This window comes from Streptomyces sp. NBC_00316 (assembly GCF_036158715.1).
Classification (GTDB): domain Bacteria; phylum Actinomycetota; class Actinomycetes; order Streptomycetales; family Streptomycetaceae; genus Streptomyces.
This window is the reverse complement of sequence record NZ_CP108023.1, coordinates 2,292,404-2,311,319: the sequence shown is the minus strand read 5'-3', so window position 1 is coordinate 2,311,319 and position 18,916 is coordinate 2,292,404. Positions and strand designations below refer to the sequence as shown.

General features: G+C 69.7%; 17 protein-coding genes. All 17 read left to right on the top strand.

Going from position 1 to position 18,916, the window contains the following annotated elements; translation table 11 throughout:
- Nucleotides 1-7: 7 nt before the first annotated feature.
- The 17 genes from OG878_RS10165 to OG878_RS10080 all read left to right on the top strand — a co-directional run bounded on the left by OG878_RS10165 (nt 8) and on the right by OG878_RS10080 (nt 18,797).
- Nucleotides 8-943 (top strand): hypothetical protein, encoded by a 936-nt coding sequence (locus OG878_RS10165; protein ID WP_328886480.1) that lies wholly within the window; start codon nt 8-10, stop codon nt 941-943.
- On the top strand, nt 943-1,473 hold the full coding sequence (locus tag OG878_RS10160; RefSeq protein WP_328886479.1) for a dCTP deaminase: 531 nt from the start codon (nt 943-945) through the stop codon (nt 1,471-1,473). The genes OG878_RS10165 and OG878_RS10160 overlap by 1 nt, the downstream gene beginning before the upstream one ends.
- Nucleotides 1,470-2,012, top strand: coding sequence for a dCTP deaminase (gene dcd, locus OG878_RS10155; RefSeq protein WP_328886478.1), 543 nt, complete (start codon nt 1,470-1,472; stop codon nt 2,010-2,012). Before OG878_RS10160 ends, dcd begins: the two co-directional genes overlap by 4 nt.
- 38 nt (nt 2,013-2,050) lie before the next feature.
- Nucleotides 2,051-3,118 carry a hypothetical protein gene (locus tag OG878_RS10150; protein WP_328886477.1) on the top strand — a complete coding sequence of 356 codons (1,068 nt, stop codon included), beginning with the start codon at nt 2,051-2,053 and terminating at the stop codon, nt 3,116-3,118.
- A gap of 55 nt (nt 3,119-3,173) precedes the next feature.
- Nucleotides 3,174-4,181, top strand: coding sequence for an NUDIX hydrolase (locus OG878_RS10145; RefSeq protein WP_328886476.1), 1,008 nt, complete (start codon nt 3,174-3,176; stop codon nt 4,179-4,181).
- 79 nt (nt 4,182-4,260) lie between these two features.
- Nucleotides 4,261-5,478, top strand: a complete 1,218-nt coding sequence (locus tag OG878_RS10140; RefSeq protein ID WP_328886475.1) for an ATP-grasp domain-containing protein — start codon at nt 4,261-4,263, stop codon at nt 5,476-5,478.
- Complete coding sequence (locus OG878_RS10135; protein WP_328886474.1) at nt 5,475-6,662, top strand: ATP-grasp domain-containing protein; 1,188 nt, start codon at nt 5,475-5,477, stop codon at nt 6,660-6,662. Before OG878_RS10140 ends, OG878_RS10135 begins: the two co-directional genes overlap by 4 nt.
- The gene (locus tag OG878_RS10130; RefSeq protein ID WP_328886473.1) at nt 6,655-7,893 is read left to right on the top strand and encodes an MFS transporter; all 1,239 of its coding nucleotides are present in this window, start codon (nt 6,655-6,657) and stop codon (nt 7,891-7,893) included. The genes OG878_RS10135 and OG878_RS10130 overlap by 8 nt, the downstream gene beginning before the upstream one ends.
- Nucleotides 7,894-8,120: 227 nt before the next feature.
- A complete protein-coding gene (locus OG878_RS10125; protein ID WP_328886472.1) occupies nt 8,121-9,449 on the top strand; it encodes a helix-turn-helix domain-containing protein in 1,329 nt (442 codons plus the stop codon).
- A 117-nt stretch (nt 9,450-9,566) separates the two neighbouring features.
- On the top strand, nt 9,567-10,151 hold the full coding sequence (locus OG878_RS42235) for a transposase (protein ID WP_443049086.1): 585 nt from the start codon (nt 9,567-9,569) through the stop codon (nt 10,149-10,151).
- Nucleotides 10,152-10,164: 13 nt separating this feature from the next.
- On the top strand, nt 10,165-10,545 hold the full coding sequence (locus tag OG878_RS10110) for a nucleotide pyrophosphohydrolase (RefSeq protein ID WP_328886471.1): 381 nt from the start codon (nt 10,165-10,167) through the stop codon (nt 10,543-10,545).
- A gap of 123 nt (nt 10,546-10,668) precedes the next feature.
- A complete protein-coding gene (locus OG878_RS10105) occupies nt 10,669-11,205 on the top strand; it encodes a DUF6099 family protein (RefSeq protein WP_328886470.1) in 537 nt (178 codons plus the stop codon).
- Nucleotides 11,206-11,345: 140 nt separating this feature from the next.
- Entirely contained in the window at nt 11,346-12,269 is a 924-nt protein-coding gene (locus OG878_RS10100) for an LLM class F420-dependent oxidoreductase (RefSeq protein WP_328886469.1), read from the top strand.
- 59 nt (nt 12,270-12,328) lie between these two features.
- Nucleotides 12,329-13,342: a homocysteine S-methyltransferase gene (gene mmuM / locus OG878_RS10095; protein WP_328886468.1), complete on the top strand. Its 1,014-nt coding sequence runs from the start codon at nt 12,329-12,331 to the stop codon at nt 13,340-13,342.
- A 53-nt stretch (nt 13,343-13,395) separates the two neighbouring features.
- Entirely contained in the window at nt 13,396-14,874 is a 1,479-nt protein-coding gene (locus OG878_RS10090) for a 3' terminal RNA ribose 2'-O-methyltransferase Hen1 (RefSeq protein ID WP_328886467.1), read from the top strand.
- Complete coding sequence (locus OG878_RS10085) at nt 14,871-17,498, top strand: polynucleotide kinase-phosphatase (protein WP_328886466.1); 2,628 nt, start codon at nt 14,871-14,873, stop codon at nt 17,496-17,498. The genes OG878_RS10090 and OG878_RS10085 overlap by 4 nt, the downstream gene beginning before the upstream one ends.
- Nucleotides 17,499-17,564: 66 nt before the next feature.
- Nucleotides 17,565-18,797, top strand: a complete 1,233-nt coding sequence (locus OG878_RS10080; protein WP_328886465.1) for an arginine deiminase — start codon at nt 17,565-17,567, stop codon at nt 18,795-18,797.
- Nucleotides 18,798-18,916: the final 119 nt, after the last annotated feature.

Sequence of the window (18,916 nt, the reverse complement as noted above, 5' to 3'; positions counted from 1 at the left end):
AGTTCATGTGGGTGCATTCCGGAAGTTTCTCGAGAGCGAGTTTCCCAATGCGCAGATCACGCAGCTGAGCGACACGAACAACGTCGTCTTCCAGGTGTCCTCCCCGGAGGCCGGCCGCATCGTCGCCAAGCATGTCACCGACACGGACATCCCGCTGGGCTACCTGGCCGGGGCGAACAAGGCGCTCATGGACCACGTTCCGGTACAACGTGTCCTGAAGGTCTTCGAGACGGACCAGGGAGACCTGTTCGACGCGACGTTCTGCGAGTTCGTCGAGGGGCAGAACCTCGCGGACCAGCTGGAGGCCGGCAGCGCCCCGTGCGACGACGAGATCGTCGGCAACCTCTGCCGCTACGTCAGCGCCTGTGCCCATCTGCCTCGCCTGTACGAGGGGTTCGGTCTCTACAAGCGGTCCGCCACCCCCTGGCCCACCCACCGTGAGTTCGTGGAGTACTACGGGCGCCGGTACTGGAACCGGGCGCGTCCGTTCTACGAGGGCACCGAGGTGGCTGTCGCGGTGGACCGGTGGCTGGACGGCGGATTCGCAGCGGCGGCCAAGCGCAACCCGGCCCCGTTCAGGCCGATTTCCGCCGACGCCAATCTGAAGAACTGGGTCGTGGAACCGGACGGCCGCCTCCGCGTGCTGAACGTCCCGATCGCCGGGCTGTCCACACCCGCCCACGCGGTCGGGGCAGTCAGTCTGCATCTGCGGGGCGGTGAGCTCCACAAGAAGTTTCTCGACGTCGCCTCGGCGACGCTCTGCGAGGGCGACGCCGAGATGGTCCCGCACTTCGAGCTGTGGGGGCTGCTCGGCATTCTCTCCTTCTACGCGGTCCGCGAGCCCGACCGGCAGGAACACTGGGAGAAGTGGGGGTCGGACGTACCGCTCGACGTGGACTTCAGGAACCTAGTGGAGTCCGAGATCATGCCAGTGGTCATGTGATGATCCTTACCGGACAGGCCATCGCGGAAGCCATCTCCAGCGGCGACATCGTCATCGATCCCTTCGACACCGAGCGGATCAATCCCAACAGTTACAACTACCGCCTGGGCGAAGAGATCTACCAGGTGCACGCCGACTCCGGCAGCGACGGGTTCAGACAGGAGCTGCTGGAGCCGGCGGACGGCCGGGTGCTGCTGCGCAAGGGTCAGCTCTACCTGGGGCACACACTCGAGCGGATCGGCAGCGGCCGGTACGTCACCTCGCTGATCGGCCGCAGCTCCATCGGCCGGCTGGGACTGTTCGTCCAGCTGTCGGCGGACCTCGGCCATCAGGGCGCGGTCCACCGCTGGACGCTGGAACTGCTGCCCGCGCTCGACATTTATGTCTACCCCGGCCAGATCATCGGCCAAGTGTCGTTCTGGAACATCCAGGGCAGTCCTGCCCCCTATATCGGCTGGTACGGGCGCCACGACCGCCCGATGCCGTCCAAACTCCACCAGGTCCCGTCGGCAATGCGAGAGTTGCAGTGATCCTTAGCGGCCCAGAGATCAGACGGCAGGTCGAATGTGACGGCATCACTGTCACTCCCTTTGACCCCGACCACATCAACCCCAACAGCATCGATCTGACGCTCGGTGACACCATCCTGCGCTACCGCAACGAGGTCATCGACCCCAGGGAGGAGCAGGACGTGGAGGAGATCACCATCCCCCGCACCGGCCTGCTGCTCGAACCGCTCGGCTTCTGCCTCGGTTCCTCGCGGGAGATCGTCGGCAGCACGGAGTTCGTGCCGATGGTGCACGCGAAGTCCAGTACGGCGCGCGCCGGCCTGTTCGTCCACGTCACCGCCGATCTCATCGACATCGGGTCGATCGGCACCGTGACGTTCCAGCTGTTCTCCACCCTGCCCCTCAAGATTTTCCCGGGGATGCGTCTCGCCCAGATGACCTTCTGGAAGCCGCAGGGCGACATCGTCCTGTACCGCGGGAAGTACCAGGGCTCCAAGGGGCCGAGAAAGTCGATGATCTTCCGGGATCCGTTCTGGCAGTCCCTGTCCCCCGTCGGATGACCGTCCCGACCAGCCCGCCCTACGAAGGGATCCCGTCCATGAGCGGCGACCGACAGGTGGTTGCCTCTGCCTACGGTGCCTCCGTCCACGTGAGCGCGCCCGCGGGTGTCATCGCTGGGCTCACGCAGTTGATCTCGCCCTACATCGATGTGGCGCCCGCCGATGGTCCGGTGCATGCGCCGCACGTCCGGGTCTGCGACTCCCCCCCGTCCCAGGACGTCTGGCGGCGCATGGTCCTGGAGTCGGAGTACGAACCGGACCGCGTGGTGTGGGTCGACGACACCCGGCGACGGATGGCGCTGGCGAACGAGGACGAGGGCTGGACGGTCCAGCAGCTCCTCCGCTCGGTGAGGTACCTGCTGCGCTGGCAGGCGTACGAGCGAGGAGACCTCTTCCTGCACGGCGGTCTGGTCCGTGCCGAGAACACCGGCATCGCGTTCCTCGGGCACAAGCGTTCCGGGAAGACCTCCAGCATCCTCAGCGCCCTACTCAACGGAGGCGCCGACTTCGTCTCCAACGACGACCTCGTCCTCACCGACGCCGATGGCGACGCCGGTGCCCTCACCGGTTACGGCTCTCCGCGCACGGTGAATGTCCGCACCGACGCGCTGCTGGCCCTGGCCCGCGACACCCCGGCCCTCCTGAGCCTGCTGTCGGACACCAGCCACCCCACCAACGCCTTCCCCGGCCGCCACCACACCCGCGACGCCATCCACTCCGACACTGGCGACCGGCTGCCCGGCTCCGTCTGGGTGCGCTGCGCCGAACTCGCCCACGTCACGGGGCGGTCCCTGCTGCCCGAGTCCCGGGTCGACATGGTCGTCCTGCCCGGGTTCGACTCCGCGACGGACGGGCCGGACATGACCCGGCTGACCCCACAAGAGGCGTACCAGGCGCTGAGCGAGCACGTCGAGGACAACGCGACCAAGTACGACCCCTACCTGGCCGCTTGGTTCCCCGCTACGCACGCCGACCGCCGTACCCGGCTGCTGCGGCGACTGGCGGACCGGACGCCCTGCTACCGGCTGACACAGGACATGGGGCGTCTCGCCGACGCGACGTCCCTGCTGCTCGCCACCCGTGCCGCCGCCGGCCCGGTCTCGTGACCGGGCCGTGCAGGGTCAGGCACCCGCTCATCCACACCCTCGGCTGAGGACGTTCATGAACAGCGCTCCAGAAGCAGGCTCCGTCGAGGTCTCGGCGCTCGTCACGGACACTGGCGGGCGCCTGCTGCTGACGGCCTCTTCAGGCGGTGCCCTCATACTGCCCACCGGCCGCACCGGCGCGGACACGTCTCCGCGCGCCGCGGCCGCGCGGGCGGTCCGCCGGGCCACCGGCCTCACTCCGGGGCTGGGCGCACTGCTGGTGTGTGACTGGCGGCCGGACGGTTCGGTCCGGCACATCCTGGACGCAGGAACCGTCAGCCCCCGCACGGTCGACCGCCTCCTCGAGGACTGCCAGAACGTATTCGTCGCCCCCGAGGACCTGCCCTCTGCCCTGTCCCCCGCCGACGCCCGCTGTGCGCTGGCCGCGCTCCGGGCGCGGCGCGACGGACGCACGGCCCAGACGGAGCACGGTCACGTTCCTCCGGTTCTGGAGGTCATGGACCAGTTCGGTATCGCCCCCGCCCTGCACAGCGGCGGTGCGTGGACGTGGTACGAGAGCCCCGTCCCCGCCGGGCTTCCGATCCGTCAGGCGTGGGTGTGGCTGTTCGTACCGGACGGACGCGTGGTCGCGTACGTCGACGGCAAAGGCACGGTGGGTCTCCCCGGCGGCACCCTGGAGCCCGACGAACGGGGAGACCCCGCCAGGGCCGCGGTCCGCGAGGTCAGAGAGGAGACGAACATCGAGATCACGCAGCCGGTCCACCTGGGCTACCTGATGGACCGCCGACCGGACGGCCCGGCCGTCGCCCGGGTGCGGATGGCGGCTGTGGCCACGGCCGTCGGTCCTGCGACGACCGATCCGGCCACCGGGACGGTCCACCGCCGTCTGCTGGTGCCTGCCCACCTCGTGCCGGACCTGTGCGGCTGGGGGGCGGCTGCCGACCCCCAGGTTCATGCGGCGGTGACGGCGGTATCGGGGCTGGGGGTGAGGGCCGAGTCCGCGCCGGGGGCCGTCGAGGAGCTTCCGGTCGCAGGACTTCCCGCCGCCCGCCCGCGGCCCTGACGGCCCCATCCCCGGGAGCAGATCTCGGACACCCATGGACGTGGGGCTCCACGCTCCACGTCACGATCGGAGGAGACACATGGCCCTGTTGCTCATCGGGGCGTCCCCCAACATCCTGCGTGCCGGACAGGCGGTCAGCCCTCGGCTGCTGATCGTCGACCGGACCGCTCCCGACCTGCTGAACGTGCTGCGGGGGGAGGACGACCAGTTCTACCTCGTGGACTACCCGGACCTGGCGGCCGTCGACGCATTCGCCGACGTGCTGGCCGTCGGACCACGGCCGACCGCCGTCGTCTCCGTGACCGAGCAGGGCCTGATACCGGCCGCACGCCTCGTCGACCGGCTCGGGCTGCGTGGACCGGGCGAGGACGTCGTATGGAGCACACGCGACAAGCGCCGGATGCGCGAGCGCCTTGCGGCGCACGCCCCGCACCTGTCCTTGCCCTCCGCGCCGGGGACCGATCGCGAGGCGGTGGCCCGGATCCTGAAGGACGCCGGTCAGGCCGTGCTGAAGCCGGCCCTGGGGACGGCAAGCCACGGCATCCGGCGCCTCGGTTCGCTCGAGGACCTGGACCGCCTGCCCGGGGACGAGCTCCGCGACGGGCTGGTGGAGGCGTTCGCTCCCGGCGTCGAAGTGAGCGTGGAATCGCTCAGCGTCGGCGGCGAGCACCGAGTCGTCTGCATCGCGGAGAAGCGCATCAGCACCGGATTCGTCGAGGTCGCGCACCTGACACCACCGCCGTCCCTCACCGAGGCCGACGTGGCGCGGGTGACACGGGCCACGACCGAGCTGCTCGACGCTCTGGGGATCACCGACGGACCGGCGCACACCGAGCTCATGGTCGGCCCCGGACGAGTGAGCGTCATCGAGACCCACAACCGTCCCGGCGGCGACGGGATCGCCGACCTCGCCGAAGCCACCACCGGGGTCGACTGGAGACGCGCGTCGCTGGCGTGGTCGCTGGTTCCGGAGGGATCGGGCCGCGCGGCAGTCGACGACGTGATCCGGGACTGCACAGGACCGGCCGTGGCCGGCGCAGCGGCCATCGTCTTCTTCACCGCACCGGCCGGCACCGTCACCCGCGTACTCGAGCGACCCGACCGGGTGGGAGAGGCGGACATCATCTCCTGGCGGGTGGACGCGGAAGTGGGCTCCGAGGTCGGCCCGCTGCTCAGCTCCGCCGGCCGGCTCGGCGCGGCCGAAGTCCGCGCCCCCGACGCCCAGATCCTGCGGGACGCGGTCGACCACCTGCTCACCGTCGGCGTCATCGAGGTAACGGAGGGGACGGCAACATGAAGCCACTCGTGGTGAACCGGCACCGGCTCGACTGGACGGTCGGAACCGGCGGGACCCACGTCCCGGGCACGGGATGGGACCGCGCCCTGCTGACCCGCACCTACGCGGGCGGCCTGGCGACCTGGTCCCGGGAAGCCTTTCCCGATGTCGTCGTGACGGACATGACCAAGCCCCGGCAGCTGGAGGCGGTCTGCGACTGGATGGTGAGGACCCGGCAGGCCACCCACATCATCTCCCTGCACGAGAAGGACCTGCTCATGGCCGCCCGGGTGCGCGCACGGCACGGTCTGGAGGGTCCCACCGAGAAGCAGCTCCTTCCCTACCGCGACAAGCTGCTCATGGCGCGGACCGTGGCGGCGGCCGGATTGCCCTGTCCACCGGTCACCGAGGCCACGTACAGCTTTGCGGAGCTGCCGTGGACGGGACGCACGGTGGTCAAGAGCCGCTGGGGACTGGGTGCCACGGAGGTCGTCGTCGTCGACCGGGCGGAGGACATTCCCGGGGCGGTGGACCGGCTCGGCGGTCAGGCCGAGAACCTGCTCCTGCAGGAGTTCGTCGAGGGCACGATGGCCCATGTCGACGCGGTGGTCCACGACGGCCGTGTCGTCTTCGCCTCGGCCAGCAGGTACCTGCAGCAGCCCGGTCACTTCGACCGCATGTCCTACCAGGGCTCGGTCGTCCTCACCGACGGGCCGTTGCGCAGCGCGCTGCTGAGCCTCAACGAGCAGGTCCTGCAGGCTCTGGGCTTGCACGACTGTGTGACACACGCCGAGTTCTTCGTGACCGAGGACGGTCTGCTCTTCTGCGAGGCCGCCGCGCGTCCCGGGGGAGGCGGTATCGACGACATCGTCGCCCGGACCCACGGCGTCGACCTCGTCCGCGCCGCGGTACGCCTCCAGTGCGGCCTCGATCCCATGATCCGGCCGGGCGCCTCCGACGGGTCGACGCACGGTGTCATCGGCGTGTTCCAGAACGTCAACGACCAGGACCTCGCCGTACCGCTGAGCGAGGTGCCCGGTCTGGTCTCCTACCGGCGCGTCGTCGCGGACATCCCGGGACCGGTGCAGCACGCGACCGACTACGGACACGTCGTAGTGCTGCGCGCCGCCGGGCAGGAGGAGTTCGACACCGCACTGGCGCAGGTGCTGGCCGTCGTCGAGAAAGAAGGATCCCCCCGTGCCTGAGAGCAGCAGGGACACCGACACGCCGGCCACCGGCCAAGAGGCCGCCGAACGCCCGGTGGTACGCGTCCTGATCGGCACGTCGGTGATCGGGAAGGTCGCGGACTACGGGCTCATGCTGGTGGCGCCACTGGCGGTGCTCAGCGCCACGGGCTCCGTCGCCGGCGCGATCCTGACCTTCGCGTTCCGCGGCATCGCGTACGCCGTCTCCCCGGTCATCGGTGTCTACCTCGACCGGTACGAGCGCCGCGGCATGTTCGCCGCGGCGCAGGTCCAGCAGGCCGTGTGCGTGGCGGTCGCGGCACTGTTCCTGGACCAGGAGTGGGTTGTGGCCGGCGCCCTCTTCCTCTCCGGTCTCGGCGGCGTCGCGGCGTCGCTCAGCAGCCAGTTCGTGCTCATCCCCGAGCTGATCAGCCCGGACAACCGTGCCCGCGTCGTCGCGCGGGTGTCGTCGTCGATCGAGTTCGCGAAGGTGCTGGGCCTTCTGAGCGGCGGCGTGGTGCTGGCGGCCCTCGACGCCCGCGACGCGGCGCTCGGTATCGCGGCGCTCTACGCCGGCGCGGGAGTCTGGGCGATGCGGCTCCCTCGGGTTCCGGTCGAGCCGGCGGACACGAGCCTGCGCAATGACCTCGCCATCGGCTTCCGATGGCTGGTGAAGCCGGAGATCGGGTGGCTGGTCCTCAGCATGGCCGTCTCCAATCTGGCCCTCGGCGGACTGGGATCGGTCCTGGTGACCCTGATGGGTGACCGCGGCACGAACCCGACCGTGATCAGCGCGACGCTGGCGATCGGCCTCTTCATCGGCGCATGGGGCGCGCAGCTGACTCCCAGAGCGCTTCCCTTGTGGTCGCTCCAGTCACGAATCCTGCTGTTCCAGGCGGTGGCCGCCGCAGGATTCGGCGTTCTGGTGCTGGAGCCACCGATCTGGGTCATCATCCTGGCCTGGTCGGTCAATTCCTTCGCACTGGGCCTGAGCAACGTCGTGTCCATCACCTACCGGCAGGAGACCATCCCGGTTCATCTCTCGGGCCGGATCAACAGCGTGATCCGCATGTTCATAGCGGGGGCCGTCCCGTTGTCGGGCATGACCTATGCCCTGGCGGAGATGCGAGGCTGGTGGCTGTGGGGGCCGGCTGTCCTGCTGGAGGCGGCGGCCCTGCTGATCTGGCTCTTTCATACCGTTCGTGGTAACGATGGCCGGCGGCTCAGGACCGAAGGCGCCCCCGACTCGTGAATGGGCGCCGGACGCTCGGGGGCCGCCGCCGGCCTGCTACGGACGTCAACCCGCCGGCGGCCCCGTCCGGACCGGATGCTGTTGGTTAATTCGGGGGCCTGCGTGACCCCGTTGGGGTTGTGCAGGCCGTTCGTCGTGTTCAGAAGCTGTGAACGAACCGCTTGATCAGCTCTTCTTGGGGCTGAGGATGTCGTCTGCGATGGCTCGTTCAGGCCGGCAACGCCTCGGTGTGCAACGGCGAGGCGTTCGGCAACGGGCTGTTCAGCAAGCCGCCACTGGGCGCAGCGGACCGGCTCGCGTTGCCGGACGACGGCACAGCCGAGAAGCGTAACCTGCTGTGCGCGCCGCTGACCGACGGCACCGCAACCCGGTTCTGCACGACGCACATCACCACGAGCCAGTCGTTCAACGTGGCCCAGCTGGAGTCTGTGCGGCAGAAGCTGGAGGACTACCACACCGCCGGCGAGACGGTCCTGATCGCGGGCGACTTCAACGCCCAGCCACACTACGGCCGACTGAACTCGTTCTACGCGCCGAGCCTCGACGTACCGAACAACGGCAATAACACCGGCGCGTACCGGGAGCTCGACGACAACGACACGGGCAACTGCCTCGGCTACGGGAAGTGGACAGCGGACGGCACCCCCGGCGCGGCACCGCCGTGTGGGGGAAACACGAAGACTGACCTCATTTCTGTCCGTGAAAGCGCGTTGGCCGGACCGTACAGCGAGGACTCGCTCGCCATCTCGACGTCCTGCACGGGCGTCGCGACCTGCTCAGACCACCGGATCGTCGTCGGCACGGTGACCGTCAGCCAGTGGCTCGTCTCGGATGGTTGCCCCGGTAATGGATCCGTCGTCCGTTGCCCGGCAGGCTGTCTCCAAGATCTGATCTTGGAGGTGGTCGTGGGGCGTCGTCCGGGAGTATTCGTCCGGCCGGTGAGCATGGAGGAGGGGCGGCGGCTGCAACGGATCAGCCGCACCGCGAAGGACCCGGTCAGGCTGCGGCGGGCGATCGCGGTGATGATGTCCGCCCAGGGCCAAGCTGTGCGGGACATCGTCTCGTTGATGCAGGTCAGTGAGGACTACGTGCGCGATGTCATCCACGCGTTCAACGAGCGGGGGTTCGACGCGCTGGACCCAAAATGGAGCGGGGGACGCCCGAAGACGATCAATGATCGGATGCGCGAGCGCATCTGCCTGATCGCCCGGACCTCCCCCACCGACTGGGGAATCGCCGCGTTCTCGACCTGGAGCCTGGCCAAGCTCGCCGAGCACCTCGTCCAGCGCCCCGTGGTGCCCACGATCAGCCGCGAGACCCTGCGTCGGATCCTGCGCGAGGGCAAGGTCTCCTGGCAGACCACGACCACGTGGAAGGCATCCACCGACCCGGACTTCCTGACCGAGATGCACCGGGTGCTGGAGCTGTACGACGCCCCGCCCGCCGACGGTATGCGTCGACGAGTTCGGCCCGCTCAACCTGATGCCGCGCAAGGGCAAGGCCTGGCGACCCCGGCGGTCGCCCCGCCGTCTGATGGCCACCCAAAACCGGTATGACGGCGTCATGTACATGCTCGCCGCACTCGACCTGGGCACGGGGAAGATGTACTACCGGATCCGGCAGCGCAAGCGGTGGCGGGAGTTCCTGAACCTGCTCAAGGCCCTGCGCGTCCGATGGCCCGGGAGAAGCTGTATATCGTCCTGGACAACTTCTCCCCGCACAAACATCCCATCGTCCGGGCCTGGGCCACGGCGAACGACATCGAGCTGGTCTTCCTTCCGACCTACGGCTCGTGGTTCAACTGGATCGAGTCGGAGTTCACAGCATTGCGTTATTTCGTGCTGAACCACACCGACCACCGCAGCCACAGCGAGCAGAACGCCGCCATCGGCGCCTACATCCGCTGGCACAACACCCGCGCCGAACCGAAAACCAACAGCGTCGAGGGCCGGGCGGTGCACCGCGTGGTCTTCAGCTGTGCGGTCTGGCGTCCTGCTCTCGACAAGGCCGGGGTGCCGCGCGGTCGGGAGAACGGCATGCACGCGCTGAGGCACTTCTACGCGTCCGTGCTGCTGGACGCGGGGGAGAGCATCAAGGCGCTGTCGGAGTACCTGGGACACCACGATCCCGGCTTCACACTGCGGACTTACACTCACCTGATGCCGAGCAGCGAAAGGCGCACGCGGGAGGCCGTCAACCGGGCGTTCGAGGACGGTCCGAAGAGCGATGACGGCCCCACGACGGCCCAGGGAGCATGAGAGAGGGGAAAGTATGCAGGTCAAGCCGCGAGCTGCGTCAGAACTCGATGTACAGACACTGCAGCGACGGCTCGCCGCGTTCGCGGCCGCACGCGACTGGGAGCAGTACCACACTCCGAAGAACCTGGCGATGGCGCTGAGCGTGGAGGCGTCCGAACTGGTCGAGATCTTCCAGTGGTTGACGCCGGAGCAGTCGGCGAGTGTCATGGAGGAGCCGGGGACGGCGCATCGGGTGGCGGACGAAGTCGCCGATGTGCTCGCGTACCTGCTGCAGTTCTGCGAGGTGCTGGGAATCGACGCGCTGGGGGCGCTGGCGGCGAAGATCGACCGGAATGAGGGGCGCTTCCCTGTATCCGAGCGCCCAGAACCACAAGATCGTCACTCTGCGGAGTGATCGATTTATCCACAATCGACTTCGTGTCCACAGATTTCCGAAATTCTCTGGCCTTTCGGTGCCGCTCACCTCACTCTGGGTAATGGATGAGGTGAGCGGGTTTTCGTAGGACGGGGGCAATGCATGGACGCGGAGCGGCTCATAGGGGTAAGCAGTCGGGCTCTGGCGCAGAGCCGGGGCACGCCGTCCATCATGGGGGAGGCCTGGCAGGCGCAGGCGCTGGCCCAGGCGATCGGGGACCGGTTGGCGGCGAGCGGACCGAAGGAGTTGCGTGGCGAGGCGCGTGGGCTCAGTGAGATCGGGGGGAGGGGCAGCGGGACGCCTGACCATCCGGTGGTGCGGACCGGTGAGGTGCGGGCCGCGCAGCTCACCGGGGTCGCCGATCCGCGCGCGACACTGACCGGACTCGGCGCGCTGCTCGGAGAAGTGGGGATGGCTCTTGTCGCGGTGGCCTGCGACACCGACGAGGAGGGTCTTTATTGGCAGTGCATAGAGGCGATCGATGCCACCGACGAGTCGCTTGACCGGGTGCACGGGATGCTCCGGCGCCTGACCGAGCAGGACCGGGAGCGGCAGCACGATCTGGAGCGCGGAAGAGGGCGGGACGGTCCGTACGGCACGGTCCGCGGACCGGCGGGCTCGGCGGCCGGCCAGCAGTGACGGCCCCGGACCGTCCTCGACCGCCCTGAGCGCACACGTCCGCACCTGGCCGCGGAGACCGACCATGCGCGGCTCCGCCGCGGCGCCGCGCACCGAGTGAGAGAAGGGACGACCGGCGTTCGGAGGTGCAGGATGGATCCATGGATCTTCGAATCTTTACCGAGCCCCAGCAAGGGGCGAGCTACGGGACTCTGCTCGCAGTCGCCAAGGCCGCCGAGGACCTCGGCTTCGACGCCTTCTATCGATCCGACCACTACCTCCGGATGGGGGCGGGGAACGGGCTGCCCGGCCCGACCGACGCCTGGATCACCCTGGCCGGGCTGGCGCGCGAGACCAAGCGGATCCGGCTCGGCACGCTGATGACCGCGGGGACGTTCCGCCTCCCCGGTGTCCTCGCGATCCAGGTCGCCCAGGTCGACCAGATGTCCGGCGGCCGGGTGGAACTCGGCCTGGGAGCAGGCTGGTTCGAGGAAGAGCACAAGGCGTACGGCATTCCGTTCCCCAGGGAGAGGGTCGGCCGGCTGGAGGAGCAGCTGGCGATCATCACCGGCCTCTGGGGGACCGAGGTCGGCGGCAGGTTCAGCTACGACGGCACGTACTACCAGCTGACCGACTCGCCCGCACTGCCCAAGCCGGCCCAGGCCAAGGTGCCGATCCTGATCGGCGGTCACGGTGCGACGCGTACACCGCGGCTCGCCGCGCAGTACGCGGACGAGTTCAATATCCCGTTCGCCTCGATCGAGGACAGCGAGAAGCAGTTCGGCCGGGTGAGGGACGCGGCAGAAACGGCCGGGCGCAGTGCGGACGACCTGGTGTACTCCAACGCCCTGGTGGTCTGTGTCGGCAGGAACGACGCCGAAGTGGCCCGCCGGGCAGCGGTCATCGGCCGTGATGTGGAGGAGCTGAAGGCGAACGGGCTCGCGGGCTCGCCCGCCGAGGTGGTCGACAAGATCGGCAGCTACGGCAAGATCGGGTCGTCACGGATCTACCTCCAGATCCTCGATCTGGACGACCTCGAGCACCTGGAGCTGATCTCCGCGCAGGTCCAGTCCCAGCTGACCTGAGCCGGTTCCGGCCGAGACGCAGATCAGCAAGTGAACACGAGCAGTTGAGAGGAGCACCTGTGCAACCCGCCCGGCCGTTGGCCGCCGCGCTTGCCGAGTCCACGGTCCTGCTCGACGGAGGCCTCTCCAATCAGTTGGAGGCGCAGGGCTGCGATCTGTCCGACGAGCTGTGGTCGGCCCGGCTGCTGCTCGACGAGGAACAGCAGATCGAGGCCGCGCACCGGGCCTATGTGCGGGCGGGTGCGCAGGTGCTCATCACGTCGGGCTACCAGGCGACGTTCGAGGGGTTCGCGCGGCGGGGGATCGGCCGGGTCCGGGCGACGGAGCTCTTCGCCCGCAGCGTGGAGCTCGCCCGGCGGGCCGGTGGCGCGACGGACCGGGAGATCTGGGTCGCCGCCTCGGTCGGCCCGTACGGGGCGATGCTCGCGGACGGCAGCGAGTACCGCGGGCGGTACGGCCTCTCGGTCCGGGAACTGGCGCGTTTCCACTGGCCCCGGATCGAGGCGCTGGCCGCCGCAGGACCCGATGTGCTGGCGCTGGAGACGGTGCCGGACACCGACGAGGCGGAGGCCCTGCTGCAAGCGGTCGAGGGATGCGGGCTGCCCGTCTGGCTCTCCTACAGCGTGGCGGGGGACCGGACCCGGGCCGGCCAGTCGCTGGAGTCGGCCTTCGGGCTTGCCGCGGGGCTCGGCACCGTGGTGGCGATGGGGGTGAACTGCTGCGATCCGGCCGATGCGGACCGTGCGGTGGAGACGGCGGCGGAAGTGACCGGCAAGCCGGTCGTCGTGTACCCGAACAGTGGTGAGCGCTGGGACGCCGAGGCCCGGGCGTGGACCGGCGGTGCCACCTTCGACCCGCGCCGGGTGCGGGGCTGGCAGGCGGCCGGCGCACGGCTGGTCGGCGGCTGCTGCCGGATCGGCCCCGGCCCGATCGCGGAACTGGCCCGCCTGCTGGAGGGGGAACGGACGGGACGCACCGAACGGTCGGGGCGGCCGGCGGGACGACCAGGAGAGCCACGACGGACACGACGGCCCGGAGGGGCGGGAGAGACAGGAGGAACGGCGGAACCGTAGACACCAACAAATTGCCTGGTGGGGGCCGAGTGAACCGGACCATACTCGGACGTGTGTTCCTGACAATCAGTACGACCGGCACCCCGGAGCGACCCGCCACCGACCTCGGCTTCCTGCTGCACAAGCACCCCGAGAAGGCGCAGACGTTCTCCACGTCCCACGGCACCGCGCATGTCTTCTACCCCGAGGCATCCGCCGAGCGCTGCACGGCCGCGCTGCTGCTGGAGATGGATCCTGTGGCGTTGGTGCGGCGAGGCAAGGGCAAGGGCCGGGGCGGCGCCCCCGACGCGGCGCTCGCGCAGTACGTCAACGACCGTCCGTACGCAGCGTCCTCGCTGCTCTCCGTCGCGATGAGCACGGTCTTCAAGTCCGCGCTGAACGGGGTGTGCCGCTCCCTGCCCGAGCGGGCGGCGGCGCCCGTGCCCCTGCGGATCGAGGTGCCCGCACTCCCGGCGCGCGGCGGTCCGGAGCTCGTGTCGAAGCTCTTCGGACCGCTCGACTGGACGAGCGTGGACGCCGTGGCCGTACCGTTGGACGAACAGTTCCCGGAGTGGGGCGACTCGCGGTACGTGCGCCTCGTGCTGGAGGGCGAGTTGCGGCTCGCCGACGCGCTGCGGCAGCTGTACGTCCTGCTGCCGGTGCTCGATGACGCCAAGCACTACTGGGTCGCGCCCGACGAGGTGGACAAGCTGCTGCGGGCCGGTGACGGCTGGCTGGCCGACCACCCCGAGCAGAAGCTGATCACCAGCCGCTATCTGTCCCGGCGCTGGGGGCTGACCCGGCAGGCGATGGAGCGGCTGGAGCTGGTGCGACTCGCCGAGCTGGACGACCTCGCGGTGGAGAGCGTCGACAACGCCGTGGACGAGACGACGGACACCGAGGAGAAGCCGGTGCCGCTCGCCGAGCAGCGGCGCACGGCGATCCTGGAGGCGCTGCGCGCCGCCGGGGCGAGCCGGGTGCTCGACCTGGGCTGCGGACAGGGCCAGTTGGTCAAGACACTGCTGGGGGACGTGCGTTTCACGGAGATCGTCGGCGTCGACGTCTCCATGCGCGCGCTCACGATCGCCTCGCGCCGCCTGGGGCTCGACCGGATGGGGGAGCGGCTGGCCGGGCGCGTCACACTGCGGCAGGGCTCGCTCACGTATACCGACAAACGGCTGGCGGGGTATGACGCGGCGGTGCTCAGCGAGGTCATCGAGCACCTCGACCTGCCGAGGCTGCCCGCGCTGGAGTATGCGGTGTTCGGCTCGGCGCGGCCGCGGACGGTGCTCGTGACGACGCCGAACGTCGAGTACAACGTCCGCTGGGAGAGCCTCCCGGCCGGGCATGCGCGCCACGGCGACCACCGCTTCGAGTGGACCAGGGCGGAATTCCGGGGCTGGGCACAGGCGGTGGCGCAGCGGCACGGATACGGGGTCGGCTTCGTGCCGGTGGGGCCCGACGACCCCGAGGTGGGGCCGCCCACGCAGATGGCTGTGTTCACGAAGTCCGCCGAGGACGACACGGAGAAGAAGGAGGCGAAGGCAGCATGACCGAGCACGACACCCCAGCCGAGACGAGCGCCGACGCCGAGACGAGCGCCGGCACTGGGCAGAGCGCCGGCAGCGGGTCGAGCCCCGGCGCGCACCGCAGGCTGCCGGTGACCGACCTCTCCCTCGTCGTTCTGATCGGGGCCAGCGGCTCAGGGAAGTCCACCTTCGCGCGCAGGCACTTCAAGCCCACCGAGATCATCTCCTCCGACTTCTGCCGCGGCCTCGTCGCCGACGACGAGAACGACCAGAGCGCCAGCCGCGACGCCTTCGACGTGCTGCACCACATCGCGGGCAAGCGGCTCGCGGCCGGGCGGCTGACCGTCGTCGACGCCACCAACGTGCAGGCAGAGAGCCGCAGGCAGCTGGTGCAGCTCGCCCGGAGCCACGACGTGCTGCCGATCGCGATCGTTCTCGACCTGCCCGAAGAGGTCTGCCAGGCGCGCAACGCCGCCCGCCCCGACCGCGCCGACATGCCCCGCCACGTCGTCCAGCGCCACCGCCGCGAGCTGCGTCGTTCGCTGCGCGGCCTGGAGCGCGAGGGCTTCCGCAAGGTGCACATCCTGCGTACCGAGGAGGAGGCCGAGCACGCCGAAGTGGTGCTGGAGCGCCGCTACAACGACCTCCGTCACCTCACCGGGCCGTTCGACATCATCGGTGACATCCACGGCTGCAGCTCCGAGCTGGAGTCCCTGCTCGGCAAGCTCGGTTACGTCGACGGTGCGCATCCCGAAGGGCGTACGGCGGTCTTCGTCGGCGACCTCGTCGACCGCGGGCCCGACAGCCCCGGTGTCCTGCGCCGCGTCATGTCCATGGTGACCGCAGGCCACGCCCTGTGCGTGCCGGGCAACCACGAGAACAAGCTGGGGCGCTACCTCAAGGGCCGCAAGGTCCAGCACACCCATGGACTCGCCGAGACCATCGAGCAGTTGGACCGGGAGGACGAGAAGGACCCGGCCTTCCGGGCGCAGGTGCGCGAGTTCATCGACGGACTCGTCAGCCACTACGTGCTGGACGGCGGCAGGCTCGTCGTCTGCCACGCAGGGCTGCCCGAGAAGTACCACGGGCGTACCTCCGGACGGGTCCGCTCGCACGCGCTGTACGGCGACACCACCGGTGAGACCGACGAGTTCGGGCTGCCCGTGCGCTACCCGTGGGCGGAGGAGTACCGCGGCCGCGCCGCCGTGGTCTACGGCCACACTCCCGTGCCCAGCACCTCCTGGGTCAACAACACCCTCTGCCTGGACACCGGTGCGGTCTTCGGCGGGAAGATGACCGCGCTGCGCTGGCCGGAGCGCGAACTCGTCGACGTTCCGGCCGAGAAGGTCTGGTACGAGCCGGCCAAGCCGCTGGGCACCGAGGCGCCCGGCGGCCGGGAGGGCCGGCCGCTCGACCTGGCCGATGTGCAGGGCCGCCGGATCGTGGAGACCCGGCACCTGGGCCGCATCTCGGTGCGCGAGGAGAACGCCGCGGCGGCGCTGGAGGTCATGAGCCGGTTCGCCGTCGACCCGCGGTTGCTCGGCTACCTCCCGCCGACCATGGCACCGACCGCGACGTCCCACGAGGAGGGCTTCCTGGAGCACCCGGCCGAGGCCTTCGCCCAGTACCGGGCGGACGGCGTCGCCCAGGTCGTGTGCGAGGAGAAGCACATGGGCTCGCGCGCGGTGGCCCTGGTCTGCCGCGACGCGGGGGCGGCCCGCGAACGGTTCGGGGTGGAGGGCCCGACCGGGGCGCTGCACACCCGTACCGGACGGCCGTTCCTGGACGACGTCGCCCTGACCGAGGTGATCCTCGGCAGGCTGCGCACGGCTGTCACCGCCGCCGGGCTCTGGGAGGAGTGGGGCACCGACTGGGTGCTGTTCGACGCCGAGCTGATGCCCTGGTCCCTGAAGGCCGGCGGGCTGCTGCGTTCGCAGTATGCGGCGGTCGGCGCGGCCTCCGGCGCCGTTCTCCCCGGAGCCAACGCGGCGCTGGCGGCAGCGGCGGCCCGTGGGGTCGACGTCGCCGGCCTGGCTGCCCGGCAGCAGGACCGGACGGCTGACGCGGCGGCGTTCACCGACGCCTACCGGCGGTACTGCTGGCCCACCGAGGGCCTCGACGGGGTGCGGATCGCCCCGTTCCAGATCCTTGCCGTGCAGGGCCGTTCGCTGGCCGCCGTACCGCACGACGAGCAGCTGGCCTGGCTGGACCGGCTTGTGGAGCACGACCCCACCGGCCTGCTCCAGGTCACCCGGCGGCTGGTCGTCGACACCGGCGACGAGGCATCGGTCCGCGCCGGCGTCGACTGGTGGCTGGAGATGACCGGCCGCGGCGGCGAGGGGATGGTCGTCAAACCGCTCGCGGCGCTCGTCCGGGATGAGAAGGGCAGGCTGGTCCAGCCGGGCATCAAGGTGCGCGGCCGGGAGTACCTGCGGATCATCTACGGCCCCGAGTACACGCGTCCGGAGAATCTGGAGCGGCTGCGCTCCCGGTTCCTCGGCCACAAGCGGTCGTTGGCGCTGCGTGAGTACGCCCTGGGTCTTGAGGCGCTGGACCGGCTGGCGGAGGGGGAGCCGCTGTGGCGGGTCCACGAGGCGGTCTTCGCGGTGCTCGCCCTGGAGTCGGAGCCCGTGGACCCCCGCCTCTGATCCGAAAGAGAGGTGGGGGTGGCGATTCGCCGGGTGAAGGGTGCTCCGCGCGGTGAGGATGGAGGCATGGGATTCCATGTCGACTCCGAGGCCGGGCGGTTGCGCCGCGTCATACTTCACCGCCCCGATCTCGAACTCAAGCGGCTCACCCCCAGCAACAAGGACGCGCTCCTCTTCGACGACGTGCTGTGGGTGCGCCGCGCACGCCAGGAGCACGACGGGTTCGCGGACGTGCTGCGCGACCGAGGCGTGGAGGTACATCTCTTCGGCGATCTGCTCCGTGAGGCCCTGGACATCCCGGTGGCCAAACGGCTCGTGCTGGACCGGGTCTTCGAGGAGAAGGAGTACGGCCCGCTCGCCACCGAGCATCTGCGGGCCGCGTTCGAGGAGCTGTCCACCGCCGACCTGGCGGAGGCTCTGGTCGGCGGGATGACGAAGCGGGAGTTCCTGGAGCGGCACAGCGAGCCGACCTCGGTCCGCTTCCATGTGATGGACCTGGACGACTTCCTGCTCGGTCCGCTGCCGAACCACCTCTTCACCCGGGACACCTCGGCATGGATCTACGACGGGGTGTCCATCAATGCGATGCGCTGGCCGGCCCGGCAGCGTGAGACGGTCCATTTCGAGGCGATCTACCGCCACCACCCCCTCTTCACCGGCCCCGAGGCGGGGGTGTTCCACCACTGGTCGGAGGGGCAGGACGACTATCCGTCGACCATCGAGGGCGGCGATGTCCTGGTCATCGGCCAGGGCGCCGTCCTCATCGGAATGAGCGAGCGCACCACTCCACAGGCGGTCGAGATGCTGGCCCGCGGACTGTTCGACGCCGGTTCCGCCCGGACGATCGTGGCGCTCGACATGCCCAAGAGCCGCGCGTTCATGCACCTCGACACGGTGATGACGATGGTCGACGGCGACACGTTCACCCAGTACGCGGGGCTCGGCATGCTCCGCTCGTACACCATCGAGCCGGGCGGCGGACCGAGGGACCTGAAGGTCACCGACCATCCTCCGGAGCACATGCACAAGGCGATGGCGGCGGCCCTCGGTCTGGACTCGATCCGTGTGCTCACGGCCACCCAGGACGTGCATGCAGCCGAGCGGGAGCAGTGGGACGACGGCTGCAATGTGCTGGCCGTCGAGCCGGGTGTCGTCATCGCGTACGAGCGCAACGCCACCACCAACACGTATCTGCGCAAGCAGGGCATCGAGGTGATAGAGATCCGCGGCAGCGAGCTGGGCCGGGGCAGGGGCGGCCCGCGCTGCATGAGCTGCCCGATCGTCCGCGATCCCGTGTGAGGAATCGTCCGCGGCCCTGTGTGGGGAAGGAGGGGCAGAGGCGGAACAGCGGCGGCGGACACACCGATGCAGGGGACTGTATAGTGATGCGTTCGTTCGTATAGACTTTCAGCAACTGT